This is a genomic window from Psychrobacter sp. 28M-43 (genome assembly GCF_014770435.1).
In the GTDB taxonomy this organism is placed as follows: Bacteria; Pseudomonadota; Gammaproteobacteria; order Pseudomonadales; family Moraxellaceae; genus Psychrobacter.
In genome coordinates, this window is record NZ_CP061739.1 from 1309249 (window position 1) to 1336232 (window position 26984).

At 43.7% G+C, this 26984-nt stretch carries 21 protein-coding genes; 10 read left to right on the forward strand and 11 right to left on the reverse strand.

From position 1 onward, the window contains the following. Positions 1 to 182: 182 nt before the first annotated feature. On the forward strand, positions 183 to 1142 hold the full coding sequence (locus IEE84_RS05590; RefSeq protein WP_101204815.1) for an AEC family transporter: 960 nt from the start codon (positions 183 to 185) through the stop codon (positions 1140 to 1142). A 111-nt stretch (positions 1143 to 1253) separates the two neighbouring features. On the opposite strand, the gene IEE84_RS05595 is transcribed toward IEE84_RS05590, so the two are convergent. From IEE84_RS05595 to katG, 5 genes are all read right to left on the reverse strand, one after another. Further along, positions 1254 to 1418 carry a hypothetical protein gene (locus IEE84_RS05595; RefSeq protein ID WP_160021934.1) on the reverse strand — a complete coding sequence of 55 codons (165 nt, stop codon included), beginning with the start codon at positions 1416 to 1418 and terminating at the stop codon, positions 1254 to 1256. A 48-nt stretch (positions 1419 to 1466) separates the two neighbouring features. Beyond that, a complete protein-coding gene (locus tag IEE84_RS05600) occupies positions 1467 to 2468 on the reverse strand; it encodes an LLM class flavin-dependent oxidoreductase (RefSeq protein ID WP_191115163.1) in 1002 nt (333 codons plus the stop codon). A 347-nt stretch (positions 2469 to 2815) separates the two neighbouring features. Next, on the reverse strand, positions 2816 to 5290 hold the full coding sequence (locus IEE84_RS05605; RefSeq protein WP_191115164.1) for a glucose/quinate/shikimate family membrane-bound PQQ-dependent dehydrogenase: 2475 nt from the start codon (positions 5288 to 5290) through the stop codon (positions 2816 to 2818). 204 nt (positions 5291 to 5494) lie between these two features. Next, complete coding sequence (locus IEE84_RS05610; protein ID WP_057759664.1) at positions 5495 to 6424, reverse strand: LysR substrate-binding domain-containing protein; 930 nt, start codon at positions 6422 to 6424, stop codon at positions 5495 to 5497. Positions 6425 to 6804: 380 nt separating this feature from the next. Then, positions 6805 to 8988: a catalase/peroxidase HPI gene (gene katG, locus IEE84_RS05615; protein ID WP_191115382.1), complete on the reverse strand. Its 2184-nt coding sequence runs from the start codon at positions 8986 to 8988 to the stop codon at positions 6805 to 6807. Positions 8989 to 9772: 784 nt separating this feature from the next. Here katG and IEE84_RS05620 point away from each other — a divergent pair. From IEE84_RS05620 to IEE84_RS05640, 5 genes are all read left to right on the forward strand, one after another. Then, on the forward strand, positions 9773 to 11689 hold the full coding sequence (locus IEE84_RS05620) for an AmpG family muropeptide MFS transporter (protein WP_191115165.1): 1917 nt from the start codon (positions 9773 to 9775) through the stop codon (positions 11687 to 11689). Between the two features lie 50 nt (positions 11690 to 11739). Continuing rightward, a complete protein-coding gene (gene prmC / locus IEE84_RS05625) occupies positions 11740 to 12612 on the forward strand; it encodes a peptide chain release factor N(5)-glutamine methyltransferase (protein WP_191115166.1) in 873 nt (290 codons plus the stop codon). A gap of 47 nt (positions 12613 to 12659) precedes the next feature. Next, a complete protein-coding gene (locus IEE84_RS05630) occupies positions 12660 to 13463 on the forward strand; it encodes a HesA/MoeB/ThiF family protein (protein ID WP_416383484.1) in 804 nt (267 codons plus the stop codon). Between the two features lie 170 nt (positions 13464 to 13633). Next, positions 13634 to 14977, forward strand: a complete 1344-nt coding sequence (locus tag IEE84_RS05635) for an ABC1 kinase family protein (protein WP_191115168.1) — start codon at positions 13634 to 13636, stop codon at positions 14975 to 14977. A 128-nt stretch (positions 14978 to 15105) separates the two neighbouring features. Beyond that, entirely contained in the window at positions 15106 to 16362 is a 1257-nt protein-coding gene (locus IEE84_RS05640) for a YbfB/YjiJ family MFS transporter (RefSeq protein WP_191115169.1), read from the forward strand. A 5-nt stretch (positions 16363 to 16367) separates the two neighbouring features. Here the strand turns inward: IEE84_RS05640 and IEE84_RS05645 are convergent, their stop codons facing one another. Then, complete coding sequence (locus IEE84_RS05645) at positions 16368 to 16856, reverse strand: Lrp/AsnC family transcriptional regulator (protein WP_057759684.1); 489 nt, start codon at positions 16854 to 16856, stop codon at positions 16368 to 16370. A 221-nt stretch (positions 16857 to 17077) separates the two neighbouring features. Here IEE84_RS05645 and leuA point away from each other — a divergent pair, with 221 nt between their 5' ends. Further along, a complete protein-coding gene (leuA, locus tag IEE84_RS05650) occupies positions 17078 to 18862 on the forward strand; it encodes a 2-isopropylmalate synthase (protein ID WP_191115170.1) in 1785 nt (594 codons plus the stop codon). Positions 18863 to 19079: 217 nt separating this feature from the next. After that, positions 19080 to 19712: a hypothetical protein gene (locus IEE84_RS05655; protein WP_191115171.1), complete on the forward strand. Its 633-nt coding sequence runs from the start codon at positions 19080 to 19082 to the stop codon at positions 19710 to 19712. 150 nt (positions 19713 to 19862) lie between these two features. Here IEE84_RS05655 and accC read toward each other — a convergent pair whose 3' ends face one another. The 4 genes from accC to IEE84_RS05675 form a co-directional block, all read right to left on the reverse strand. Next, a complete protein-coding gene (gene accC, locus IEE84_RS05660; RefSeq protein WP_057759692.1) occupies positions 19863 to 21224 on the reverse strand; it encodes an acetyl-CoA carboxylase biotin carboxylase subunit in 1362 nt (453 codons plus the stop codon). 125 nt (positions 21225 to 21349) lie between these two features. Beyond that, a complete protein-coding gene (gene accB / locus IEE84_RS05665; RefSeq protein WP_102092842.1) occupies positions 21350 to 21781 on the reverse strand; it encodes an acetyl-CoA carboxylase biotin carboxyl carrier protein in 432 nt (143 codons plus the stop codon). 240 nt (positions 21782 to 22021) lie between these two features. Beyond that, positions 22022 to 23389: an MATE family efflux transporter gene (locus IEE84_RS05670; protein ID WP_191115383.1), complete on the reverse strand. Its 1368-nt coding sequence runs from the start codon at positions 23387 to 23389 to the stop codon at positions 22022 to 22024. A gap of 374 nt (positions 23390 to 23763) precedes the next feature. Continuing rightward, a complete protein-coding gene (locus IEE84_RS05675) occupies positions 23764 to 24252 on the reverse strand; it encodes an EVE domain-containing protein (protein WP_191115172.1) in 489 nt (162 codons plus the stop codon). Between the two features lie 328 nt (positions 24253 to 24580). Here IEE84_RS05675 and hemW point away from each other — a divergent pair, with 328 nt between their 5' ends. Continuing rightward, positions 24581 to 25891 carry a radical SAM family heme chaperone HemW gene (gene hemW, locus IEE84_RS05680; protein WP_191115384.1) on the forward strand — a complete coding sequence of 437 codons (1311 nt, stop codon included), beginning with the start codon at positions 24581 to 24583 and terminating at the stop codon, positions 25889 to 25891. Between the two features lie 101 nt (positions 25892 to 25992). Here the strand turns inward: hemW and IEE84_RS05685 are convergent, their stop codons facing one another. Then, entirely contained in the window at positions 25993 to 26133 is a 141-nt protein-coding gene (locus tag IEE84_RS05685; RefSeq protein ID WP_057759705.1) for an entericidin A/B family lipoprotein, read from the reverse strand. Between the two features lie 256 nt (positions 26134 to 26389). Between IEE84_RS05685 and IEE84_RS05690 the strand changes: the two genes are divergently transcribed. Further along, positions 26390 to 26950: a tRNA (cytidine(34)-2'-O)-methyltransferase gene (locus IEE84_RS05690; RefSeq protein WP_191115173.1), complete on the forward strand. Its 561-nt coding sequence runs from the start codon at positions 26390 to 26392 to the stop codon at positions 26948 to 26950. Positions 26951 to 26984 lie beyond the last annotated feature (34 nt).

The following is a 26984-nucleotide window of genomic DNA, read 5'->3' on the forward strand; positions in this document are numbered from 1 at the left end:
GACATTTCGTTACGGGCTTTTGTTTATCAAAAAAACTGTCAGTTTTAAAAGAAAGTCACATGTAACCTTGTCCTACTTACTACTTTGTCTCTATACTAGGTCAGTAAATTTTCTTAATACTTGTTAATTTGTCTCGCTGATGTCCATATATTCATGGGCTTGTCACCGAACTGAGTCTACTTATGATTGATGCTATTGTTTTTGCTATTACTATTGTCTTACCCAACCTTGCCTTAATGTGGTTGGGTTTTTTTATGCAACGACGTGGTGAAGCAAGCCAAACTTTTATCGATCAGGCATCAAGTTTTGTCTTTAATTATTGCTTGCCGTGCTTATTGTTTTTTAGCGTGGTTGATAGCGACGTCGATTATGGTAAGCAAATTACGCTTATCCTTGTTGGTATCTTGGTGACGTTTATATTATTTATTGGCGCAGAGTTTTACGCCAAACGCTTCGTCAAGCGTCCTGAAGACCAAGGCGTGTTTGTACAAGGCGTATTCCGTAGCAACATGGCCATCATTGGCCTTGCAACCGTGGCCAACGCTTACGGCGCACAAGGATTAAGTATCGGTGCTGTCTATATGGGCGTGGTGACGATACTGTTTAATATTTTGGCGGTCATTACCTTGAGCCGCGTATCCAAAAGCGTGGATGACACATGGATTAGTCGCGGTACAATGATTGTGAAAAAGTTACTGACCAATCCTCTAATTTTGGCATTGGTTGGCGCATTCGTCTACAAAGCACTACCATTACCACCGCTTACTGGGGTGATTCATACCACTGGCGACTTATTAGCAGCGGTGGCTCTGCCGCTAGCACTAATCTGTGCAGGTGCTAGTATTAACCTAAAGTCTATGTTGCATCCTTCTGGCTTATCCATGCAAGCAAGCATTGGGCGAATTGTCATTGCACCATTGATTGCTATCGCTGTTGGGCTCGGGTTCGGGTTGTCAGGGGTGCATATGGGGGTGTTGTTTTTGATGGTGGCATCACCAACAGCTGCAGCCAGCTATGTCATGGCAAAAGCAATGGGTGGCAATGATGTATTGGCGGCTAATATTTTGGCATTTACCACTGTTGTCGGCATGTTCGGTATGGCGATTGGGGCAGCGACGTTACGTGCGCTTGGATTGATGTAATGCAGATTTTGTACTATTTTTTAAATAAGTAAGTACTTTCGCTTTATCTAACTTTGATAGCCTTAAAAAAGCCCTCTTTTCAAATAAGAAAAGAGGGCTTTTTGTATTAATCTAGCGTTCACTATTACGCTTGTCTTCACGGCGCTGCTTGCGCTTTGGGCTAGTACGGTAGGTCAAATAACCACCGATAGCCATAACTGCAAGAAAGGCAATGATATACATAAATATTGATGAGCCAATCATGAGCGATGCACCGATAATGGGAGTTGCTTCCATGTCAAAAATCCAGTTAAGGTTCATCAATAATTATGCAAGTGTCTCATTTCATTGTAAAGTAAATAAGTTTAGCTCCGGTGTAAGTTCAAGTGAACGGATACGGGCAGCTTGGTCATATATATTGGCCGTCACAATCAGCTCATCTGGCTGATAGGTTGCCAAAAACGCAGCGAGTCTTGGTTTGACCGTGTCAACAGAGCCAATGAATGATACTGACAATGCGTTATCTACCATCATTTTCTCTGCTTGACTCCAGATACTGTCCATGTCGTGAGTAGGCTTAGGCATTTGACCTGTTTCGCCACGACGCAGACGTACAAAGCTCTGCTGTGCTGAGGTAAAGTGATATTGAGCGGTCGCATCATCATCAGCCAATAACAAGTTTGCAGCCAACATGACATAAGGCTTATCTAGATAGACAGACGGTTTGAACTGTTCACGGTAAGCCTCAATTGCTTGCCCAAGCATTTGTGGGGCAAAGTGAGAAGCAAACACATAAGGCAGTCCTAAATGTGCAGCCAAAGTCGCACCAAATAGAGAAGAGCCTAATATCCAAATCGGTATGCCTGATTTTGCACCAGGGAATGCCTGTACAGGACTGCCATCTGTATCATTACCTAGGAAATACATCAGCTCTTGCACATCTTGTGGAAAGCGTTCTGCATCTTTCATTTGTCGACGAAGTGCCTGAAACGTCGCACCATCAGTACCAGGTGCACGGCCTAGACCTAAGTCTACACGGTCACCATATAATGCCTGCAAAGTACCAAACTGCTCAGCAATCACGAGAGGGGCATGGTTCGGCAGCATAACGCCGCCAGCACCAATACGGATACGGTCGGTTTGACTACCAATATGCGATAGTAGTACTGAAGTAGCTGCACTGGCAATACCGGGCATATTGTGATGCTCTGCCATCCAGTAGCGGTTTAAGCCTGATTTTTCTGCTTGCTGCGCGGTTTCGACCGTTTGGGCGATGCCTTCAGCGATGGTTTTGCCTTGAGGTACAGGCGCAAGATCTAAAAAAGATAAAGGGATTTTGTTACTCATAAATGTTCCAGTAGTGTGTAAATTATTTTCTACTGATATGCTTATAGGTAGTGGTAGTTTCAAGTGCCGCTAATCACTGTTAATGAATCATAACAAAGTCAGCTAACTCTGTTTTTAAACTCGCTTAACAATTACTAAGGTGTATTTATAAAGGTTGTCGTTGGTCAAAATAAGCGATAAATAAACCGTAAGTAAGGTCATAAAAGGATTTAGCAGCATTACACTATGGCATTAAAAAAAGATGGCATCAAAAAAAGCAGGCAACCTAAGTTACCTGCTTCTCTAATTAGTCGATTATAAGATAATGATAAACTAAATAATCACTATCTTAAGAACCAAATGCAACATTATTTATCTTGGTCACTAAGCTTATAAGCTAAGACATAATCACCAATGGTTGTGCCAACTGAACCATGACCACCTGCGACCAATACGACCATTTGCTCACCTTTAGAGTTCAAGTAAGTCATTGGCGTGGCTTGACCACCTGCTGGAATACGAACATTCCATAGTACGTCGCCATTTTTCAAGTCATAAGCTCGGAAGTTGTTTTCTGTCGCCGCTGACAAGAACGCGACGCCGCCTTTAGTGATGATAGGTCCACCGATACCAGGTACGCCCAGTTCCAGTTTGATAGGAATAGGAGACAAGTCTTGTACCGTACCATTTTTACGTTGATAAGCGATATCACCTGTGGCTAAGTCAGCACCAGCGATCGTGCCCCATGGTGGCTGCTGACAAGGTACGCCTAATGGTGACAAGAAGGGGCCCAATTCTACTGCATAATCTGCACCTTCATTGGCATTGACGCCTTGCTCGCCTTTATTGGTCTCTGCATCGCCCAACGTATCTCTAGGAATAAGTTTTGAGGTAAATGCCAAATATGTTGGCATACCGAACATCACGCCATTCTCAGGATCGACTGCGATACCGCCCCAGTTAAAGGTACCGAAGTTACCAGGATAGACTAAGCTACCATTGGTTGATGGTGGGGTATAGCGACCATCATAGTTGAGCTGATTGAACTCAATACGGCACATCATTTGATCAACGAGACTGGCACCCCACATGTCTTTTTCAGTCAGTGGTTCAGGCTCAAAGCTCAAGCCAGAATAAGGCTGAGTTGGCGCTGCGTGCTCTCCCGCTATGAGATAGCCTTGCGGTGCAGGACGTTCTTTAATCGGTACAATAGGCTCACCCGTTGCGCGGTTCAAGACGTATACATCACCTTGTTTGGTTGGTACAACTAGCGCAGGCTGTACACCATCGGCCGTATCTAGATCAAGTAAGGTTGGCTGCGCAGGCGTGTCCATATCCCAAAGGTCATGATGGACAAACTGCTGAACCCAGCGTGCTTCACCAGTCTCGATATCTAATGCGACAACAGACGTTGCATACTTTTCTTCAGCAGCATTTCGGTAGCTACCTAGCTGATCCGGTGTGCGGTTGCCCATAGGGAAGTACGCTAATCCAAGCTCTTCATCGGCAGTAGCGACTGACCATGAATTTGGTGAGCTGGTCTTGTAAGTTTGGGTTGGATCATTGACATCGAAAGGCGCTGTATTATCAGGATCGCCTGAGTCCCAGTTCCAAAGAAGCTCACCAGTATTGACATCATATGCACGGATCACACCAGAAGGCGAGTTGACGTCGTAATTGTCATTGACAGCACCAGCGACGATGATGGTATCACCCGCGATGACTGGTGGTGACGTCGAGTAATAGTAACCTGCTTGATTGAACGGCATGTTGTGCATCAAGTCTAATGCACCATCATCCCCAAAGTCTTGGCAGCGTTGCCCAGTATTTGGATCAAGTGCATATAGTTTCGCATCAGAAGTTGGGATAAATATCTTGGCATCGCATTGCTTAGATGCGTTTTCAAAAGTATTGCCGGCAATTTTTTGTACTTGCACAGGACTGGTTGCTTGACCAGCATAATAAGACACACCGCGACAGGTTTGATGCTGGCGTTGTAAGTTTTCCTCTACTTGAGGATCAAACTTCCATAGTGTCTCACCAGAGTCGGCATCTAGCGCTAGTACCCAGTTATGAGGGGTACATAGGTATAAACCGTTGCCAATCTTTAATGGTGTTGCTTGATAAGTGGTCTCACCGACATCGTTAGGCCCTTTGACATCACCTGTTTGGATTTGCCATGCTAGCTCTAGATCTTTGACGTTATCAGTATTGATTTTATCGAGAGGCGAGTAGCGCTGACCATAATCAGTACGACCATACGCGCTCCATTCGCCATCTGGCGTTTGCTGACCGTTTGATAATGGGTCACCAAGGTTGGCTGACGTCTCATCTGAGCTGACGTTTTGCTCGTCATCATTTGCAGCAGTCAAGTCTAGCTCACCGAGTTTGTCAGTGGCATTGTTGGCTAGACTACCAAAAGAGAGCAGGGCACCTACGGCCACGCTTACGAGCAGACCCCAATAATATAGAGGGCTTTTCTTGGCAGTGTTTGTGGTTGGTGTGCTATTTGAAGCTACTTGAGTTTTAGGTCCACGCATTTTGTTGGATACCCATGGCAGTAGCATGAGTAAACCGAAGATGAGCGGGAAGCCAACTCGAGGTGCTAACGCCCACCAATAGAACCCAGATTCCCAAAGTGCCCAAGCCATGGTTGCTACGATAAATAGCGCATATAACCCGTAAGCACTCCAGTGTTTTTTGAACAATAAAAAAGCTGTCGTTAGTATAATAACGCCAGCAATAAGGTAGTAAGAACTACCGCCTAAGGACAATAAATAAGCGCCGCCAATGAGTAGAGGGGCAGCAAAAATTGCCATAATGATCGCTACGAATTTTTCCATGAGCGGTATCACCTGTTTACAAAAGAGCAAGTTAATATGTATTGATATTTAGTCGTTAGTCAATTTCATTCGACCAAATATCAATACAAGTGTGAATAATATATAAAAGAAACATTGAATAACGTTCTAGAATCTATTTTATCATCCACAGCTCAGTCTAGTAAGGGTGAGCAAGTCTGAGATACTTTATTTAACAAATGCTCATTAATTTGCAAATTGCTTTTGGCATAGCTCCATGAACGCACGTCCATATTGACGGATTTCTGCATCATCACGTACCGCCATCCAGCTGGTAAAGCGGCCAAAATGATCGACGGGTATGGCAGTCAGGTTTTGATAATGGCTTGGCTCAAATGCCATTTCTGCGATGATACCAATACCTAGGCCCAGACCGACATAGGTGCTGATCACATCGGCATCAAGCGCCGCTAGTACGATATCTGGCTCCAGTCCTGCTTCATCAAACGTCTTGTCAATCGCGCCGCGTCCTGTAAAACCACCGTGATAGGTCACAATCGGATAGCTGGCAAGCGTGGGCAGATCAATAGACTCTTGGCTAGCCAGTTCGTGATCACTCGGTACAATAACGCGATGCGTCCAGTCATAGTAACGATAGCATCTAAGATAATTATTATGTAGCAGGGACTCAGTTGCGATACCGATATCGGCTTGACCACGTATGACCATCTGAGCGATGGTCTCAGGATCTGCCTGTTGCAAAATCAAATTTACCTTAGGAAAACGATCTTTGAACTCTTTAACCACTTGCGGCAGTACATAACGCGCTTGTGTGTGAGTGGTGGCAATCGTCAGCGTACCGATGTTAGGATTATTAAAATCTAAACTTAGGTTTTCAATGGTACGAATTTCAGCAAAAATAGACTCGATATGCGGCATGAGCGCTGTGCCCATAGTGGTTAGTCCCGTCAGGCGTTTGCCTTGACGCACAAATACTTCCGTTTTTAATTGGTTTTCTAGCGCAGCAATATGCTTTGATAAGCTTGATTGACTGGTATGTAGCACGGTCGCCGCTTGGCTTAAGTTATAACCGTTAATCACCGTATGCCATACTGTTTCTAGCTGTTTAAGCTGAATCTGCAAATGCCGTTGGTTGACCACTACGTCGATTGCCATAACTTAATCCTATTGTATAAATATACAAACCTCGTCTGTATATGAAAGTAAAAATGTCTGAACATACAGTAATAAAGTAGTGTAAAACAAAGCTATTATTCTTGTATATAATAAATAGCTATCAATTTATGATAATTATGAATATAGAATTTGTATTTTGCAATGCTAAAAAATTATTTGTTCAGTAAATGCTGTGTAGCCAGTGAATGCTTTTTTATTCAGTGAGGTAACTTGACCTAATAATTCATAAAGAACGGTTATGATTGAGCATAAAAAATTAATCATAAAAAAACAGCTACCTTCTAAAAGATAGCTGTTCGTTAGTTATAAAGTCATTTATTACTGTTAATTACTTGATACTTATCAACTTCAAACTTGGTTTATTTTGCAATATCAAAGCGATCTGCATTCATAACCTTGTTCCAAGCACGGACGAAGTCACGAACGAATTTCTCTAAGTTATCATCTTGCGCGTATAGCTCAGCATAAGCACGTAATATAGAGTTAGAGCCAAATACCAAGTCTACACGGCTTGCTTGCCATTTGACGTTTCCTGTACCACGCTCACGTACTTCGTAGCTATTAACAGTATCGTCTGCTGCTTTTACAGGATACCATGTGTAGTTCATGTCCGTTAAATTAACAAAGAAGTCGTTAGTAAGCACGCCAGCACGTTCCGTAAAGACGCCATGTTGGCTCTGACCATGGTTGGTATCAAGCACTCGCATACCACCAAGCAATACAACCATCTCAGGCGCTGTCAATCCCATTAGCTGCGTGCGATCAAGTAGCATCTCTTCTGGTGATACCGCATAGTCGCCCTGAATCCAGTTGCGATAGCCATCATGTAGCGGTTCTAAATCAGCAAAAGATTCAGAGTCAGTCATTTCAGCGTCAGCATCACCGCGACCTGGATTAAACGGTACAGTAATATCTACGCCTGCATCGTTTGCTGCTTGTTCAATCGCAGCGTTACCAGCCAATACAATAAGGTCTGCTAAGCTAACGTCTTTCTCAAAGCCAGACTGAATGCTTGTCAATGTCTCAAGTACACGCTGTAATTGTTCTGGCTCATTGCCTGCCCAGTCTTTTTGTGGGGCTAAACGGATGCGTGCACCATTTGCACCGCCGCGATAGTCCGAAGCGCGGAAGGTACGAGCGCTGTCCCATGCTGTAACGATCAACTCACGACGACTAAGGTCACTGTCTAATATTTGCGATTTTAGCGTTGCAATATCATCAGCGGTCAAGTCCGTATTACCTGTAGGAATAGGGTCTTGCCATACAAAGTCTTCGCTTGGTACATCAGCACCTAAGTAACGAGATTTCGGCCCCAAATCGCGGTGAGTCAGTTTGAACCATGCTCTAGCAAACACTTCATCAAAGTATTCTGGGTTGTTATGGAACTTCTCTGAAATCTCACGATAGATAGGATCTTTGCTCAATGCCATATCTGCATCAGTCATGATTGGATTACGGCGAACACTTGGATCATGAGCATCTAACGGACGATCTTCTTCTTTGATATCAGTTGGTTCCCACTGCCATGCACCTGCTGGACTTTTGGTTAGTGCCCATTCATGGTTCAATAGTAGCTCGAAATAACCGTGGTCCCACTGGGTCGGATTGGTGGTCCATGCGCCCTCGATACCACTTGAAACGGTATCACCTGCATTACCACGACCTTTAGGATTGCGCCAGCCTAGACCTTGCTCTTTGACGTCAGCGGCTTCTGGCTCGTCTTCTAGTATCGTCGCATCACCATTACCGTGACATTTACCAACGGTGTGTCCACCAGCGGTTAGAGCGACAGTCTCTTCATCGTTCATTGACATACGAGCAAAGGTAGTACGCATATCTTGAGCAGTTTTTAATGGGTCAGGGTTACCATCGACACCTTCAGGGTTGACATAAATCAAGCCCATTTGTACTGCTGCTAGTGGGTTTTCTAGTGACGCGCGATCTTCGTCGCTGTCATAACGGTTTTTGGTAGCGGCTAACCATTCACGCTCAGAACCCCAATAGATGTCTTTTTCTGGATGCCAGATATCAGCACGGCCACCAGCAAATCCTAGGGTTTTGAAACCCATAGATTCATAAGCCATGTTACCTGCCAAAATCATCAAATCGGCCCATGACAATTTATTGCCGTATTTTTTCTTGATTGGCCACAATAGACGACGGGCTTTATCAAGATTGACGTTATCAGGCCAGCTGTTCAATGGTGCAAAGCGTTGGTTACCAGTATTAGAGCCGCCGCGACCATCAGCACCGCGATACGTACCAGCTGAATGCCAAGCCATACGAATCATCAAGCCACCATAATGACCCCAATCCGCTGGCCACCATTCTTGCGACTCAGTCATTAGATTTTTTAGGTCAGTTTTGACCGCTTCTAGATCTAGCTGTTTAAAAGCTTCAGCATAATCAAAGTCTTCACCCATTGGGTCAGTCTTTTTGTCTTGCTGATGCAATATGTCTAAGTTCAGAGCATTTGGCCACCAATCTGTCGCAGCAGAAGCAGTGGTAGTATGCGCTTGATGCATGACAGGGCAGCCACCCATGCTCGGACGCTGAGGCTCGTGCGAGTTATCAACGTTTTCGCTATGAATCGTTGGGCCTTGACCATCACCCTGATCATAGGTTGTGTTAGTAGGCGCATTATTGTTGTTGCTTTCGTGATCTATAGGACAACGAGCAGCATCTGGGGCAGTGTTTTTGTCAGTGGTGTTATTGGTTGAGTCGGACATGGTATAACTCCTGGGTTGTGATAATCGAAAAGAACAAACCGTGAATCTCGGTAGTCGTTGTTTATGTACAAAGCATAACTAAGCTGAATGGATTTATAAAACTAATATATAAGAATTATAAGTTTTAAATTACCAATCGTAAAAGACTTGATGTTTTGTTTATCTCAATCATTATTAACGCCCGTGCTTATCATCGCCAGTTAAGAGTGAATCAATAGAGTGCACCCAACCAATGGAGCCTGCGTCAATTTTACTACTACCTTTATATTACCTATAAATAATGCCATTGTCAGACATCTTTCAAAATAGAAATTAGCAATAAAAAAGAGAGCTAAGATAACCTTAGTAAAACACTGCGGTTTTTTGCGTTACTATTAAGAAATATAAGCGATTGCACATGGCCTGCAATCGCTAAGTTAATGCAAAAACATCTAGTCAAGATAAAGGTTCTCAAGTACCATAACTGGATTTTGTTGTAACGATAATATTAGTGCAACGTAGAGCAATTTTTATCGATCCTTTTGTGTATAACTGATTCTAAAGATTGATAAAAATTGTGCGCGGTTGTGTTCTTTGTCTGAATTGTTGGTGAGTTATTATGTCTGCTGTCAAATCTGTACCGCCCAATCAACCAATTGCCAAAAAGTCATGGGGCGAGGCTACAAAAGCTTATCTCGATCCTCGTGTCATTATTATGCTGTTTTTGGGGTTCTCAGCGGGTATACCTATTCTGCTGATTTTCTCAAGTCTATCGCTATGGCTGAGAGAAGCAGGCATTGATCGTAGTGTTGTCACTATGTTCAGCTGGGCGGCATTGGGATATTCGTTCAAGTTTATTTGGGCGCCATTGATTGATGCGCTTCCTGTGCCGTTTTTGACCAAGTGGCTAGGGCGGCGGCGTAGTTGGATGGTGGTATCACAGCTGCTTATCGTGCTGGCAATCTTGTTGATGGCAAGGGTAAATCCTGTTAGCGAAGATGTCTTGGTTTATATGGCAGGCGCGGCCGTGTTGCTTGGGTTCTCTTCTGCGACGCAAGATATCGTAATTGATGCGTACCGTATTGAGCTTGCACCGCCGTCTATGCAGTCTATTCTGTCCTCTATCTATGTGTCAGGCTATCGTATCGGTATGATTGTCGCAGGGGCGGGCGCGTTATATTTGGCTGATTATTTCGGCTCAAATGAGACGTTTTATAGTTATGAGGCATGGCGTAATACTTACTACATCATGGCAGGGGTCATGACATTAGGGGTATTAACGACGTTTGCCAGTTACGAGCCAACCGCTGAAACTTTACAAAGTAAAAAGCAAAAGGGTAATTTAAAAATATTCCTTATTTATTCTGCTTTACTGCTCATACCAGGTCTTCTTTTTGGTGTTATCTACCTGATCAATGCTTTGATTAACACAGTATTTGATAGCACATTGGCCTTGATACCATTAATAGCGATGCCGGCTATTAAATTTTACTTTTTAGCATTGGTCGCGTGCGCACCGTTGTTACTGCTGTACTTCATTATCAATCAACCAAAAATTATTAACAAAGCCCCGTTGGTCGCTGAAACTCGCGAAGATTATGTCAGACTGGTAGCATTGTTTGTGTTTTCAGTGATTGCCTTTATCGCAGCTTATATACTGATGGGACAGGTCCTGCCAGAATTTGAAGGCGCGTTTTCTAGCTTCTTTGTAGAAACCTTGCACTTGCTAGTGAGTTTAGGCGCAGCGATGGCAGCAGGTTATACCCTGGTACAAGTAGGACTGGTGAAAAAAGAAGTGGCCATGGCAACATGGATCGAGCCTGTCTTAGACTTTTTCCGACGTTATGGCAAAAAAGCCTTGCTACTATTAGCCTTGATTGGTCTATACCGTATCTCGGATATCGTCGCAGGCGTGATATCAAACGTTTTTTATCAAGACATGGGCTTTAGCAAAACCGATATCGCCAATGCCGTAAAACTGGTCGGTGTGATTATGGCAATTGCAGGCGGTTTCTTGGGCGGGATTTTGGCTCAGCGTTTCCGTATCATGCATGCCATGATGATTGGTGCGATTTTAGCGTGTGCGACTAACCTGTTGTTTGTAGTATTAACATACAACCCAGGTAGCCTGCCAATCATGTATATGGCAGTGATATTTGATAACTTGGCTGCGGGCCTTGCGAGCGCTGTATTTATTGCTTTCTTATCAGCACTGACCTCGATTCGCTTTACTGCTGTACAGTATGCGATTTTTTCCTCATTGATGACCCTGATACCAAAAGTGATGGGTGGTTATTCTGGTGCTATCGTCGATAATATGGGTTATCCGTTTTTCTTTATCTTTACCTTTGCTATTGGTATTCCAATTCTGGCACTGATTTACTTTGTCGATAGACATATTGTCATTGGTGATAACGATGATATCTATGGCGATGACAATAATGATGGCAGCGGTGGCAATGGGGTAGGTGAAAAACTAAGCAAAACCAACCCTAACCTGACCGATACCAAAGAGCCACCACGCGCATCAGAGTAGGCTAAGGAGTATTTTACCTTTATACATTCACTGTTTTTTAAGAGCTATCTATGACCATATCGACCATTCGTCAAATCAAGCAGCAGATTCAACAACTAACGAATGGTGATACTGATAATCAGCTACCGTCGTTTTGGCTGACGGACTGGTTGTTGTATGTCATTGATAAGCCTGCGATAACGTTGATGACTGACGAAGATTATCAGCTAACTGATAGTGAGATTGCACTTTTCAACGATGGTGTGAATAAGATGCAGCAAGGCATACCGCTTGCGTACCTGACTGGACAGCAGGAGTTTTGGTCGCTTAAGTTTAGGGTGAACGAGCATACCTTGATTCCTAGGCCTGATACCGAGGTATTGGTCGAGCAGGTATTGAACTGGATAAACGCTCAGCCAGCGCAACTTAGTAATAAGCGATTGTTGGATTTGGGGACAGGGTCAGGTTGTATCGCTATTAGTCTTGCCCATGAATTAAAACACGCTAATTGGCAAGTCGTGGCGGTTGATTTATCGTCAGAGGCGCTTAAAGTTGCTCAGTACAATGCCATGAGCAATAATGTTGCCAATGTTGAGTTTGTTCAAAGCAGTTGGTATCAAGCGCTACCTACTAACGATGAGCATCAGTTTGATGTAATCGTCTCCAACCCTCCTTATATTGACGAGACAGACGAGCATTTGGCGGGTCTAATAGCTGAACCGATTAGTGCGCTCAGTGCACCCAATCAGGGTTTGGCTGATATCGAACATATCGCCCAGCAGGCAACGACATACCTATGCACAGGTGGGCTATTGGCAATCGAACATGGCTATGATCAAGGTGATGCTGTGCGCAAGTTATTTTTGGATAATGGTTTTGAGTTAGTGCATACCGTAAAAGATTACGGTGGTAATGATCGCGTCACGCTAGGGCAAGTCAAATAGATGGTTTTTCGAGAGTAGATTTCTTTGATTATAGGTTGTAGATGAATATGGTAGAAGAGATGGTACAGCTATCAGATGACGAGCTGCTCCGTTATGCTCGGCAAGTATTATTAGACGGTTGGGATATGGATGCTCAGCTGCGACTAAAGACAGCACGTGTGGTCGTAATAGGGGCAGGCGGCCTTGGCTGTCCTGCGTCTGAGACATTGGTACGTGCTGGAGTGGGTCATGTCCATCTGATTGATGATGACGAGATTGAGGCGAGCAATCTACAACGGCAAACGCTGTTTTTGCCAGAAGATATTGGTCAGTCTAAAGCACTGACCGCAGTGCACATGTTAGAGCGCATCAATCCCTTGATAAAGGCTCGCGGCACAGTCGCACGATTAGATGAAGACAACGCTTATGAATTGCTCGATATGGCAGCAGGCAAGCCTGACTTACTCTTAGACTGTACGGATAATTTTGCCACGCGCGACATCATCAATCGTATTAGTGTACGCTATCAGATTCCTCTATTGTCTGCGTCGGCAATTGCGATGCAAGGGCAGTTAGCACTGTTCGAACCTCAGCTCGAAACTGGTTGTTATCACTGCGTGTTCGGCTCCGTGGTGCTCGACGCAGCCGCTGACGAACGTACGTGTGCCAATTCAGGAGTGCTTGCCAGTACCACCGCCGTAATGGGTAACCTACAAGCCAATGCTGCGTTGCAGTATTTAGGATTAACCAAAAATCCACTGACAAACAAGCTGCTCATATGGGATGGTAGTCAGATGCAGCAGCGGCTAATGGGCTATCGAAAAGACCCACAGTGTCCTGTCTGTAGCAGTCCTATAGTCAATCCTCTATAAATTGGATACGGTGTCAGGCTGGCTTAGTCTACGACTGGTAGTACTTTCACTCGCCTTTCTTGTATCCAAATTATATTGAACCGACTATAACTGAGTAATCTGATTTTAACGTATTTTTATATTGTATTGCCTATCTTCAAACATCCTTCTTATTACCATAGTTGTTTTTTATGAAAATTCATCGTCCGCATTTATTAAAGCATACTTTTAATGTCGTTAATCGTGTTCGCCAAACAGCGAGTGTGGCAGGTCTGTCTGCGCTAAGAGTGGCAAAAGGTGAGAAACCTGACGCGATGCTACTCAAAGAAACCTTTGAGCAGCTAGGCACGACTTATATCAAAATCGGTCAGTTCATCGCCAGTACGCCGTCATTGTTTCCACGTGATTATGTTAAGGCTTTCCAGAGCTGCTTGGATCAAACCACGCCATTGTCTTATGCTTATATCGAGCAAGTGCTAAAAGAAGAGCTGGCGAATGATGGCATGACGCTTGATGATACGTTTGCGCATATTGACTCAGAGCCATTAGCCTCGGCTTCTATCGCTCAAGTGCATGCAGCTCGTCTGCACAATGGCGATGAAGTAGTGCTAAAGGTACAAAAGCCTGGCGTCGAGACCATCATGCAGACTGACTTGGGTGTATTACATGGCGTAACTAAGCTACTTGAAATACTAATGCCATCGATGAAGTTTGCGAGTATTGCACCAATTATCGATGAGATTCGCCTGCGTATGCTTGCCGAGACGGACTTTATCGCCGAAGCACAGAATATCCGCGATTTTCAACAGTTCTTGGCGGTATCAGGAAATACTCGTGTCGTTGCACCAACTGTCTATGAAGAGCTGACTACTAAGCGTGTACTAACGATGAGCCGTCTATATGGCGTCTCTATGGTCGATGAGTCGCTCATGCGCCAATACTGCGCTGATCCTGCTCAAGTCATGGCAGATACGTTAAACACATGGTTCGCTAGTCTCATGCTGTGCAATAGTTTCCATGCTGATCTGCATGCGGGCAATTTGATGCTATTGACTGATGGCCGTATTGGCTTTTTGGATTTTGGTATCGTCGGCAAGCTAAAAGCTGAGAGCTGGCGTGCGTGCATGGGCATGATGCAAGCCATGCAAGACAGTGACTATCAAGCAATGGCACGTCATATGATTAATATGGAAATGACACATGGTGGCAATAAAGTTGATGTGACTGCACTGGGGAATGACTTGCAGCGTATGATGACAACCATCATGGCAGAAGACAAAACCTTTACCAGTGGTGTACCGTTTAATAGTAAAGAGCAAGCCGATGAGCTTAATAAAATGATGCTTGAGATTGTTGAGGTTGGTAAACGTCATGGCATCCATTTCCCACGCGACTTTGCTCTATTGACCAAACAGATGTTGTATTTTGATCGGTTTATGCGTACGCTAGCTCCAGATATGGATATGTTTAGCGATCAGCGGGTACAAATGCTAGGGCAGGATACAGTAGAGACGCCAACGTTAGATGTATCATAGTTTTCGCTAATAACTTTATGCTGGCCTAATACATCTGATAACTTCTCTATTTCTGCGTTTATTTATTACTGCTTTTGACTGTCTAACACAAAGGATTGTGTGCTAATTGCCACAAAAATGGCGCTGTCATGATGACTGCTTTTAAAAGCCGTATGATCCCGACGATTACCAACGAAGCTGCCATTGCCTGTATCGGTATGTACTGCATGGCAGTCGTTATGGGTTATGGCCGCTTTCTGTTTACCGCCACCTTACCGGATATTATGGTGCAATTGTCGCTATCAACGACGATTGCAGGCTGGTTGGCATCAATCAATTATATCGGTTACTTTATTGGCGCTCTTATCGCCATGTTTGTACCTCAGCGCTCGACATGGCAGGCGCTGACACTTTGGGCGATTATAAGTGTTGTCACAACGATGTTACTCGTTATACCAAATATGTCGCTCACACTATGGTATATCATCCGATTAATTGCAGGTATTGCAAGTGGCGTAGCGATGATTCTAAGCTCATCTTTTGTGATTCAAAACCTTAGCCCTGAGCGCCGTTCTGTATTGTCAGCAGTCCATTATGCAGGTATTGGCGTTGGCATTAGCGCCTCTGCCATCGTGACATGGTGGCTATTAAAACTAGGCTATCACTTCGATGTAATTTGGCTAGTCGCAGGTGTCACCAGTTTGCCGCTTGTATGGCTAATGTATGCGATAAAACCAAGACGTGTACGGGCTGTTGATTCACAGGAGATTGATGCCAAACAACACGTATCAATGCATCAGGCCTATTTAAACTTTAAACGCTCCTTATACGAAGCAATTTCTGGACATCATAAAGCGCTTACTTTACTTTTTGTCAGCTACGTACTGGCAGGGTTTGGTTATATCAGTTCAGCGACTTTTTTGCCCGTCATGGCAGCACAGCGGCTAACGACACAGACGTATGCTGGATTGATGATTTGGTTGGTTGTTGGTATTTTTGCAATGTTGTCAAACCCTCTATGGGGCGCGCTTGCCAAACGTATCGGTGAGATAAAAACCTTAATGGGGCTGACGGTATTGCAAGCATTTGGGATGTGCTTGCCTATATGGTTTGATGGGGCGCTTGGATTGTATGGCAATGCTGCAATTTTAGGATTGACCTTTGTCGGTATGGTATCGATGACACTGACGCTGTTTAAAAATGTCAATCCTGCCTATTCTAATTTACTGATTGCCTTGGCAACGTTGGCCTATGCGTTAGGGCAGTTTTTAGGACCATTGGTGACAGTGGCACTGGCAGGGAAAGATGGTAATTTCAATGCAGGGTTGCTTGTCGCTGCTATCGGATTAATGATCGGATTTGTACTATTGGTATGGTTCCGTCGACAGTCACTAACGACCGCTTAGATCGTCTAAACCACGCTACGGCTAAATACTTCTCGTAGTTCAAAACTGGTATGAACTTGGGCCACGCCTTCGATACGATTGAGGCGATGTAATAAAAACTCTTCGTAATGTGTCATATCACGTACTCTGACCTTAATCAGATAGTCTTCGGTGCGACCTGTGACAATACTACAGCTAATGACTTCCTCAAAGCTCTGAACTTTGCGTTCAAATTGCTCAAAACGTTCTGCTGTATGACGATCCATGCTAATAGCGATAAACACGGCTAGCGGATAGCCAAGTTTTTGCGCATCGGTTTTGGTATGGTAGCCAGTGATTATGTTCGCATCTTCTAAGCGCTTTATGCGACGTGCGCAAGGGGTGGCAGACAGGTTGACACGTTCAGCGAGTTCAGTAATGCTCATACGCGCCTGCGTTTGCAATAAGCGTAGCAACTGTCTATCTATCTCGTCTATATCTGCAGTCCCTGTACTATCAATATGATTGTCTGGCATTTCTCAAGCCTTAATAGTGAATTTATTCGATTATAATGCCTAAATTGTGTTTTTCCACTAAAATAACAGAAAATAAAGTAAAAGAAAGCAGGTTTCTCTCTGTGAAACTTTGATATTATTATGGTATGAACACTAGTTATCTCGTATGATAAATACTGATCTAATCAACAGCTAATCGCCTAGCTAAATATATAAATAACCATATCATCTAAGGATTGATTATGTCTGACCAAGCCACGCACACTGCAGCCACAGGGACTGCAAAGATCACACCAAAAAGTGCCGCTTTTGACTTCCGTAAATACCGTCCATTTGCATTTGCGCCATCGCTGCCAGATCGTACTTGGCCAAGCAAGACGATTGAGAAGTCACCGATATGGGCAAGTGTGGATCTGCGTGATGGTAACCAAGCACTGATTGATCCGATGACCATTGAACAAAAAATGCGCTTCTTTAAGACTTTAGTAGATGTTGGTTTTAAAGAGATTGAGATTGGTTTTCCGTCAGCGGCGCAGGTAGAGTTTGACTTTGCGCGTAAGCTTATCGAAGAAAACCACGTACCTGAAGATGTAACGCTACAAGTATTGGTACAAGCGCGCGAGCATTTGATTGCCCGTACTTTTGAATCATTAAAAGGTGCTAAACGTGCGGTTGTCCATGTCTATAACTCAACCAGCCGTGTACAACGCGAAAAAGTCTATGGCAAAGATAAATCTGAAATCAAAGAGATTGCGATTACAGGCGCCAAGCTATTACAAGAATATGCAGCAAAGTATCCTGAGACAGATTGGGTATTTCAGTACTCGCCAGAGAGTTTTAGCCAGACAGAAACTGAATATGCCGTAGAGGTTTGCGATGCAGTGTGTGACGTTTGGCAGCCACAGCAGGGTCAGGAAGTTATTTTTAACTTGCCAGCGACGGTTGAGGCTTCTATGCCCAATGTCTTTGCTGATCAAGTAGAGTACTTCTGCCGCAATTTAGCGCAGCGTGAGCACGTGATTGTAAGCTTGCACACTCATAATGACCGTGGTTGTGCGGTAGCAGCAGCTGAGTTGGGTGTGCTTGCAGGCGCGGATCGTATCGAAGGCACATTGCTTGGTAACGGTGAGCGTACAGGGAATATGGATATCATGGTCATGGCAATGAACTTGTTTAGCCAAGGTATCGATCCTGAGCTTGATTTTAGCAATATGAGTGAAATCGTACAGGTTGTGAGCGAATGCAATAATTTACCATTGCACCCGCGTCATCCTTATGTGGGCGAGTTGGTCTTCACGGCATTTAGTGGCTCACATCAAGATGCTATCAAAAAATCTCTCGATTACAATGAAAGCAATCAGAGCGAAACAGACAACGTCTGGGACGTGGCTTATTTACCCATTGATCCTGCGCATATTGGCCGTAGCTACCAAGATGTGGTACGTATCAATAGCCAGTCAGGCAAAGGCGGCGTCGCATATATCTTGCAACGTAACTATGGCTTTAACTTACCACGTTGGATGCAGATTGACTTTAGCCGTGTGGTACAAAAGCAAGCTGAAGCAGCAGCACGAGAATTGCAGAATGATGAAATCTTGCAGACCTTTGAAGATACTTACTTGCAGCAAGGCAAGTTTGAGCTGCTAGACTATAGCGTCAACAATAAAGGCGGTGCGGTTTACTTTAGTGGTCAGGTGCAGATGAATAGCGACACCATCGATATTGATGGTACTGGTAACGGCCCATTGTCATCGTTTATTGACGGACTTGCACAGCATACGGGCAAATCACTACATATTATTAACTATGCAGAGCATGCGATTAACCCGCATCATAACAGTGGTAATGGTATCGATGATGATACCAATAGTGATAACAAAACCAATGCCAATGCTGCTGCTTATATACAGCTAAATGTCGACGGCGAAGTGTATTCAGGCATCGGTACTTGTAGCAGTACAGTATCAGCCATGCTAAAAGGGGCATTATCAGCCTTTGCTCAAGCACTAAATACAGAAGCTGCTTAGTGTTAAGTAGTCATTGATATCACGCAAAATTCTGTATGCTAATAACGCCATCGCTCCTTGTCTCTAGCAAGTAAAGCAATGGCGTTATTTTTTGCTATAAATACCTGCGCCATTCCAACTACAGGTTTATGAGCAATAGCATAATGTTACTTGTGTTTTTGGTGTCTAAGACTTACGCTAATGTATATATTAAAATATTATAATTAAAAGGTTAATTATGGAACCTATCTCATTTGCTTCATTCACGCTGGCATCTATTTTGGCTTCGTTGCCTGCGAACGGTGAGGCTATTACCAAGCCAACCATTACCACTCACATTAGTCCAGCCATTGCTGGACAGTGGGAAATAGACTTGGATAGTAGCGCTCATTCTACTCAGGCTATGATGACCAAGGAAGCGGAAGCTAACCAGTCGGCAAATAGTGCGCAACAGCCTAGCAGTGTAGAGCCCAAGGTGATAACAGGCATGGACGGCGGCGTACTGACTCAAAGTGAAGAGCGGGTTCTAAACATTCAACTAGTTACTAGTAAAAATTTACTTGCGTCAGTTGGTCAGTCTAACCAGTGCCGCGAGCTATATAACTTTAGTGCGGATAATGAGATGTGGTCTGTTAGTGGCAAAGAGTGGACATACGGCCGCTATCTGGTCACTCACCGTGAAGAAGGGCTGCCAGTTATTGCGATCAAGACCGTTTATGATAATAATGAAGTAGACTGCTCAGGCAATCAGATCGACCAGACTGATGAAGCGTTGATTGCATTTATCAATCATGATGGCAATCAGATGCAATGGTGCGCTGACCCTGATGGTAACGAATGCTTTATGAACTTCAATAGAGTGTTGCCATAATCAGAGATGCTCGTTGTACTTTACTTATGATTGACAGATTATTAATGACATAAAAAAACCGCTATATTAATAGCGGCTTTTTTATATGTTTTTTTAAATGATAATTGCAGAGAGCTTATTAAGCTTAGTAGACTCTACAAGTATTTCAGCCTACGAGTCTTTTTTGGCTTTATTCGCAGTCAGCAGCTCTCTTTCAAGGTAATGAATGTTTTGCGCTTCACGAGTGAAGTTATCATCCGCCAAAATTACATCACGATGCAAAGGTATATTGGTTTTGATACCTTCGATAATCAGCTCATCAAGGGCATGTACTGTCTTAGCAATGGCTTGCTGACGAGTTTGACCATGACAGATAAGCTTACCAATCAATGAATCATAATAGGTCGGTATCTCATAGCCAGGGTATAGATGAGAGTCAAAGCGGATACCAGAACCACTTGGCGTGAACAATTGACTGATAGTGCCTGGGCAAGGTACGAAAGTCGCTGCATCTTCGGCATTGATACGACATTCGATCGCATGACCTTGGATCTCAATCTCACTCTGACGATAAGACAGGCCGTAACCAGCTGCGATTTTGAGCTGCTCGACGACAACATCGATACCAGTAATCATCTCAGTCACTGGATGCTCAACCTGTACACGAGTGTTCATTTCAATAAAGAAAAACTCGTTATTTTCAAACAAGAATTCAAAAGTACCAGCACCGCGATACTTAACAAGCTCGCAAGCTTTTACACAGGCTTTTAAGATTGGCTCACGTACATCATCTGGAATGTCAGGCGCAGGTGCTTCTTCTAATACTTTTTGATGGCGACGCTGCAATGAGCAATCACGGTCGTATAGATGGATAGCATTACCATTACCGTCGCCTAGTACCTGTACTTCTACGTGGCGCGGGTTCTGTAGATAGCGCTCCATATAGACAGTGTCATCACCGAACCAAAGCTCAGCTTCTTGTTTGGCCGCTTGTACTTGACCAATCAATTCGTCAAAGCGTTCAACCACACGCATACCGCGTCCACCGCCGCCAGAGGCCGCTTTAATCAATAGTGGAAAACCGATATTGCGGGCTTGCTCTTCAGCATTATGCAGAGTCACAGCGCCAACTGAACCAGGTACGGTTGGTACGCCAGCTTTTTTCATAGCGTTGATGGCAGAAACTTTGTTGCCCATAAGGCGAATATGATCAGCATTAGGACCAACGAAGGTCAATCCTGCCTCTTCTACTTGTTCAGCAAATTCAGCATTCTCAGACAAAAAGCCATAACCGGGATGGATAGCATCTGCACCAGTGATTTCAGCAGCGGTCAAGATGGTATTAATATCAAGGTAGCTTTGGTTAGCATTAGGCTTGCCAATACAAATTGCCTCATCAACAAAGCGCAAGTGCATCAAGTTAGCATCCGCAGTAGAGTAGACACCTACCGTTTCGATACCTAGCGCTTTACAGGCGCGGACGATGCGCAGGGCAATTTCACCTCTGTTGGCAATGAGCAATTTTTTTATCATGGGTTCATCCTTGTCGAAGCGTCAGTCATTGACTGAGTTTCGATACATAGCATCATATTATTTAGCATTGACGCGGTACATATACCAAAAGTCAGCCATAATGAAATAAAGTATGGCAAATATCGTTACGCTTTATAGCGTATGACAGGTTGACCGAACTGTACGACTTCAGAGTTATCTACCAAGATTTCGTCAACAATACCACTTTGAGTCGCTTCAAGCGGGTTCATGATTTTCATGGCTTCGATAATACCTAAAGTATCACCTGCCTGAACCTTTTGACCGACTTTTACAAATGGTGGGTCATTAGGGCTTGGTGCTGAATAGAAAACACCAACCATTGGTGAAGACTCAACGCTACCCGCTTTTTCTGCAGGTTTGCCTTCGACAGCGGCAGCAGGAGCAGCGCTCGCAGCTGGGGCGGCCATCATAGTTGGCGCAGGCGCGTCATAGTGACGAGTTAAGCTAATATGCTCGTCGTCAGAACTGATTTCTAAATTAACCAGTTCACTTTCTTCCATAAGGGCGATGAGGGTGCGTATTTTTTCAATATCCATAGTTTTTATCTGACCTTGTACTAAATTCGAGAAATAGTGTAACTAAATATTGTCTAATTAATTGCTAATGATACCTAGATTCAGGGCAATGAGCAATCAATGTACAGTTGTTAACTGAGAATTTTTACATATTTTGACGTAAGCCATCTTTTTAGCAAGAAAATATCTACGATTTTTCATAGTCTGTATGATCAAATGACGCTAACAATGATTATAAAATGTAATCTATGAGCAATTGGCTCAACCCCATAGTACAGTTAAACGTTTTTGCTGATAGCGTAGACGCAAAGTAAGTAAAATAGATGATAAGAACAAACCTGTAATCAACGCCATCCAAAACCCTTGTGCACCAACGTCAGTGAAACGCACCAGATAGACGCCAAGTGGTAGGGCAACTAACCAGTAGCAGAAGAGTGTTACCCACATTGGTATGGTGGTATCTTGCATGCCGCGCAATATACCAGCGACGTTAACCTGCCAACCATCAAACAACTGATAGGCGAGTGCAAAGATAAGCAAATGCATAGACTGAGCTCTAACCTCTGGGTTATCAGTGAATGCTGCTGCCAGTTCTGGTCTGAATAGCCATATCCCAAGCATACAGGTCAAAGCGATTAATACGGTCCATACCAGTCCAGTAGCTTGCACTTGGCGCAGTGCCAATAGGTTTTTTTGACCAAATCGATTGGAGACCATGATAGTGAGCGCCATGGCGACAGATATCGGTATCATAAATAGCTGTGAGGTCACTGACAGTGCCACTTGATGCGATGCTGTTGCTAGCTCACCCAATGGACTGATAACGAGTGCGCCTAAGCTAAATAAACTGGCTTCAAAGAAGATAGAGATGCCAATAGGGATACCAAGTTTTAACAGCTTTTTAATCTGTGTTCGATTAGGGCTAGAGAAGCCATAAAAAAATCGCGTGCTCACAAATTCGCGACGTTTCGTGAAGCTAGTATAGGCTGCAAGCAATAGGACATTTATCCATAAGACCAATGCTGTCGCCACCCCGCAGCCTGCACCGCCCATTTCTGGCATCCCAAATAACCCATGAATAAAAATATAGTTCAAGGGAATATCTGCGAGTAGGCCAATGATACTAATGACAGTCACGGGCTCAGGACGACCCAATGCCTCACAATAACTGCGCAGGACGGCATATACAGCGAGCGCTGGGAAACCAAATGAGACACCATGTAAATATTGCGTCGCTATCGGCTGAATGTTTTCTGGGACACCCATAATGCCAAGAACATTGGGAGCCAAATTGACAATGATAAAACCGATAATGCCAATGACACCTGCGGTCCATAGAGACTGCTGCGTGATATGTGGTACTTGGTTGTGCTGGTCTTGACCAATCGCTTCACCAATCAGAGGTGTGGTTGCGATAAGCACACCTGTGGCCAATAAAAACAATGGTAGCCAAATACCAGACCCAACGGCTACCGCAGCCAAATCAAGCGCCGATACTTGACCTGCCATGATGGCATCGACCACGCCAAGTGCGGCTTGGCAAAACTGAGTAATTAAGATAGGGAGGGCAAGTATGCCCAAACGTAAGCTGTAGCTTTTAAAATCTTTGAAAGACAATGGAAAAACCATGGTAAGCAACTTTTTATTCTTTGCGGTAATTGTTATTAAGGTAGTTATTATTAATAAACAAACACTGCTATCAATCGACTAAGATTGATGCAGCAAGGAGAGTAGTGCCGACGATAATACTCCGATAAATAATATGAGCAAGCTTATAATGTTGCATAAGTAGATAGACAGAGTATGAAAATAAAAGTAAAGACACTAAAATAAAAATAACCCGTCGATCCAAGTAGTGGATTGACAGGTCATATACATAGCAAGATGGTAAAGAAGCCACACTATGATGTCAACGCTTTAGCGCCGCTATACAGGTATTAATTTTAGGTTTTTTGTACTCTGCTTCATAGCCAATAGCCAATAGCCAATAGCCAATAGCCAATTCAATAAGTTTGCTCTGGTAACAACTCAAGTGTCTCCGCCATATCCATAATCGCTCGCCAATGTTTGGGCTCTAATGGAATCACTGTTAATTGCTGACAGCCTTTCCTCAATAATAACGAGTCTTCCAAAGCTGGCAAAAACTTTAGCTCTGATAGTGGTAACACCTCTGTAAAAGCTTGCTCAAAAGTGAGATCGACCATATACCAACGAGGTTCCTCTTCAGTCGCAATAGGATCATAATGACGATGCTCAGGGTGAAACTGAGTAGGATCGGGATACCCTGCTGTAGTGACTGTCATGATACCAGCGACTCCAGACGGTTTGGCGCTAGAGTGATAAAAGAATACCTTGTCACCAACTTTCATATCATCACGCATAAAATTACGCGCACGGTAGTTGCGAACGCCGTCCCAACCGTCGGTGCCCAAGCGCTGCAAATCTTCAATACCAAAAAATTTGGGGTTGGATTTCATTAACCAATACGCCATATATTTGTCCTTCGATTTTTTATTTATTTTTCAATTTGTTCTTAAAATTATCAGAGTTAGTTTCTATTGACTCACTCTCAAACATGTTTTTGATAGTTTCTGTTTTTAGTAGAGGCTGTTTTTAACAGACCCTCTATATACTGCCCATAAGTTACCATGATGAATAGGGGGTTTGTACATGGCTTTATGCATAGCTTTGTTAATAGTTTTATGATAGATAGGCTTTTCTTTATCTCATCTAGTCGCTATCCTAGCCTTACTCTTGATATCGATCATTATTGCTCACTACAAAATAAGTTTATTTATGCCCAAAGTGAATACAGCCAGCATGCCAAACGAACTAAATACGTTAAGTCTTACTGAGCCAACGACAGATACTATCGCGGTAGACGTGACCGACATTCCATTGTCCCTTTACATTCACATCCCGTGGTGTGTGAAGAAGTGTCCTTATTGCGATTTTAATTCGCATGAGCTGCCGATTGACAGTGAGCTATCCATGTATGAGGAATACGTCGATGCATTACTGTTAGACGCCGCGATGCAGCAACCTTTAACTCAGGGCCGAGAGATTGGTTCGATATTTATCGGTGGTGGTACGCCGTCTTTGCTACCCATTTCTCAGTATCAGCGATTGTTTACTGGTTTACGTACATGTTTTGAATTTGCAGAAGACATCGAAGTCACGATGGAGGCCAATCCGGGCACGCTTGAGCATGCGCCATTTGCCCAGTATTTAGAGGTTGGTATTAATCGTCTGTCTATCGGCGTACAGAGCTTTGCCGCTGATAAGCTAAAGGTACTTGGACGTATCCATGATCCTGTGCAAGCATTATCAGCAATTCGAGCTGCCAAAGCGGCTGGATTTGCACGGCTCAACGTCGACCTGATGCACGGTCTACCGCAGCAAACCATGAATGAAGCGCTAGAAGATATCCAAATGGCGCATGATGCTGGTGCAACGCATATCTCTTGGTATCAACTGACTATTGAGCCAAATACCGTGTTTTACCGTAGCCAGCCTATTTTACCCGATGAAGACAATTTGGCAGATATCGAACAAGCAGGGCAAGCGCTATTGCAGCAATTAGGTTATAGCAATTATGAGGTGTCTGCGTGGGCAGGCGAGTCAGATAAACCATGTCGTCATAATATCAACTATTGGCAGTTTGGCGACTATTTAGCCATCGGCGCTGGAGCTCATGGTAAAGTGACGATTGGTCGTAACGATAGCAATGGTAGTAACTCGTCAGACGTAAAAGATAAAATGGAAGATGACTTGTTAATAGCGTCAGGTATCTATCGCTTTAGCAAATCGCGTTTGCCAAAAGATTATATAGTAATAAATCCAGATACCACGAAGATGTCTGATACACGCCAAATCACACCAAAAATGGTTGGCTGGCAAGCGATTGATCAAGAAGAGTTGGTGAGTGAATATATGCTAAACGCACTGCGCTTACATGGCGGTGTCGCTTGGACTATGTTCGAAAAGAGAACTGGATTAACCCTTGATAGTATTGCTGAACAAGTAAACAATCTGGTCAAGCAAGGATTGTTGGTAGATAGTGATACGCAGTTGCAACCGACCGTATTAGGACAGCGTTATCTCAATCAGATATTACGCGCGTTTTTATAAAATCGTGCTTGAGTGATTGTTTAATAACAGCGAAGTAAGAACACAAAAAAGGCTTATCAAATGAATGATAAGCCTTTTTGAAAATCTAAAAAAAGCAGACCTTAGATTTTGTTTTGTACTTCTTGTGCGCCGCCAGTTACAGCATCACCAGCGCTTGATACGTCTTGGCCAAAGCCTTTGAACGTGTTGCAACCAGTTAGAACGAACATAGCAGTTAAAGATGCGATGATTACTTTTTTCATAATAGTATCCTCAAAGATAAATGAATGGTTATAAATAACAACAGTGACGCTAAGCGTGTGCTTAAGCTTCACTGAAGGGGTATTGGATGAGACAGTCATACATAAATGCTATCGCGTTATCCATTACAGACATCATAGTGAAAGTTAAAAACGCTGCACAGTATCAAAATGTAATTATTGGCAGTAAACTGTAACTTTCGATTACCTACCGCTCATAAATTTAAATAATAGAGCGTTGAATATTTGTGGAGTAAGAATGACCATCCATATCGTGTTAGTAGCACCAAAAATGCCGAGTAACACTGGCAATATTATTCGACTGTGTGCCAATAGCGGGGCACAGCTGCATTTAGTCAGACCGTTAGGGTTTGAGCTTGATGACAAAAAGCTACGCCGTGCAGGTCTCGATTATCATGAATACGCGCATTTGCAAGTGCATGACAACTGGACGGCTGCAAGGCAAGCGCTAAAAGCCGCTGACTGCCATGTGGTTACGGCATTGACAACCAAGCTAAGCAAACCGTTTTATGATTATGACTTTGGTAAAAACTCGGACTCTGAAGCATCTGATAAGGCTGCTATGCCCAATATCGCGTTAGTCTTTGGTTCTGAAACAGCAGGTCTGGCAGATGATATACGTGACGATATCGGTGCTGATAACTGGCTAAGACTGCCCATGCTAGCTGACTCGCGTAGTTTAAACTTATCAAATAGCGTAGCCATTTGTCTGTACGAGATATGGCGACAGCAAGGGTTTACGGGCGATGAAGGTCGTAGCGTTGGTTATGAGACATTGACAGTCTATGACCCAAAATAGCTATTTGTTTAAACAATAGCTATAGACTTAAAAA

Bases quoted from the DNA above. Each gene is read 5' to 3' on its own strand.
- IEE84_RS05590 (WP_101204815.1), top strand. From the start codon at position 183: ATGATTGATGCTATTGTTTTTGCTATTACTATTGTCTTACCCAACCTT.
- IEE84_RS05595 (WP_160021934.1), bottom strand. From the start codon at position 1,418: ATGGAAGCAACTCCCATTATCGGTGCATCGCTCATGATTGGCTCATCA.
- IEE84_RS05600 (WP_191115163.1), bottom strand. From the start codon at position 2,468: ATGAGTAACAAAATCCCTTTATCTTTTTTAGATCTTGCGCCTGTACCT.
- IEE84_RS05605 (WP_191115164.1), bottom strand. From the start codon at position 5,290: ATGGAAAAATTCGTAGCGATCATTATGGCAATTTTTGCTGCCCCTCTA.
- IEE84_RS05610 (WP_057759664.1), bottom strand. From the start codon at position 6,424: ATGGCAATCGACGTAGTGGTCAACCAACGGCATTTGCAGATTCAGCTT.
- katG (WP_191115382.1), bottom strand. From the start codon at position 8,988: ATGGGTGGCTGCCCTGTCATGCATCAAGCGCATACTACCACTGCTTCT.
- IEE84_RS05620 (WP_191115165.1), top strand. From the start codon at position 9,773: ATGTCTGCTGTCAAATCTGTACCGCCCAATCAACCAATTGCCAAAAAG.
- prmC (WP_191115166.1), top strand. From the start codon at position 11,740: ATGACCATATCGACCATTCGTCAAATCAAGCAGCAGATTCAACAACTA.
- IEE84_RS05630 (WP_416383484.1), top strand. From the start codon at position 12,660: ATGGTAGAAGAGATGGTACAGCTATCAGATGACGAGCTGCTCCGTTAT.
- IEE84_RS05635 (WP_191115168.1), top strand. From the start codon at position 13,634: ATGAAAATTCATCGTCCGCATTTATTAAAGCATACTTTTAATGTCGTT.
- IEE84_RS05640 (WP_191115169.1), top strand. From the start codon at position 15,106: ATGATGACTGCTTTTAAAAGCCGTATGATCCCGACGATTACCAACGAA.
- IEE84_RS05645 (WP_057759684.1), bottom strand. From the start codon at position 16,856: ATGCCAGACAATCATATTGATAGTACAGGGACTGCAGATATAGACGAG.
- leuA (WP_191115170.1), top strand. From the start codon at position 17,078: ATGTCTGACCAAGCCACGCACACTGCAGCCACAGGGACTGCAAAGATC.
- IEE84_RS05655 (WP_191115171.1), top strand. From the start codon at position 19,080: ATGGAACCTATCTCATTTGCTTCATTCACGCTGGCATCTATTTTGGCT.
- accC (WP_057759692.1), bottom strand. From the start codon at position 21,224: ATGATAAAAAAATTGCTCATTGCCAACAGAGGTGAAATTGCCCTGCGC.
- accB (WP_102092842.1), bottom strand. From the start codon at position 21,781: ATGGATATTGAAAAAATACGCACCCTCATCGCCCTTATGGAAGAAAGT.
- IEE84_RS05670 (WP_191115383.1), bottom strand. From the start codon at position 23,389: ATGGTTTTTCCATTGTCTTTCAAAGATTTTAAAAGCTACAGCTTACGT.
- IEE84_RS05675 (WP_191115172.1), bottom strand. From the start codon at position 24,252: ATGGCGTATTGGTTAATGAAATCCAACCCCAAATTTTTTGGTATTGAA.
- hemW (WP_191115384.1), top strand. From the start codon at position 24,581: ATGCCAAACGAACTAAATACGTTAAGTCTTACTGAGCCAACGACAGAT.
- IEE84_RS05685 (WP_057759705.1), bottom strand. From the start codon at position 26,133: ATGAAAAAAGTAATCATCGCATCTTTAACTGCTATGTTCGTTCTAACT.
- IEE84_RS05690 (WP_191115173.1), top strand. From the start codon at position 26,390: ATGACCATCCATATCGTGTTAGTAGCACCAAAAATGCCGAGTAACACT.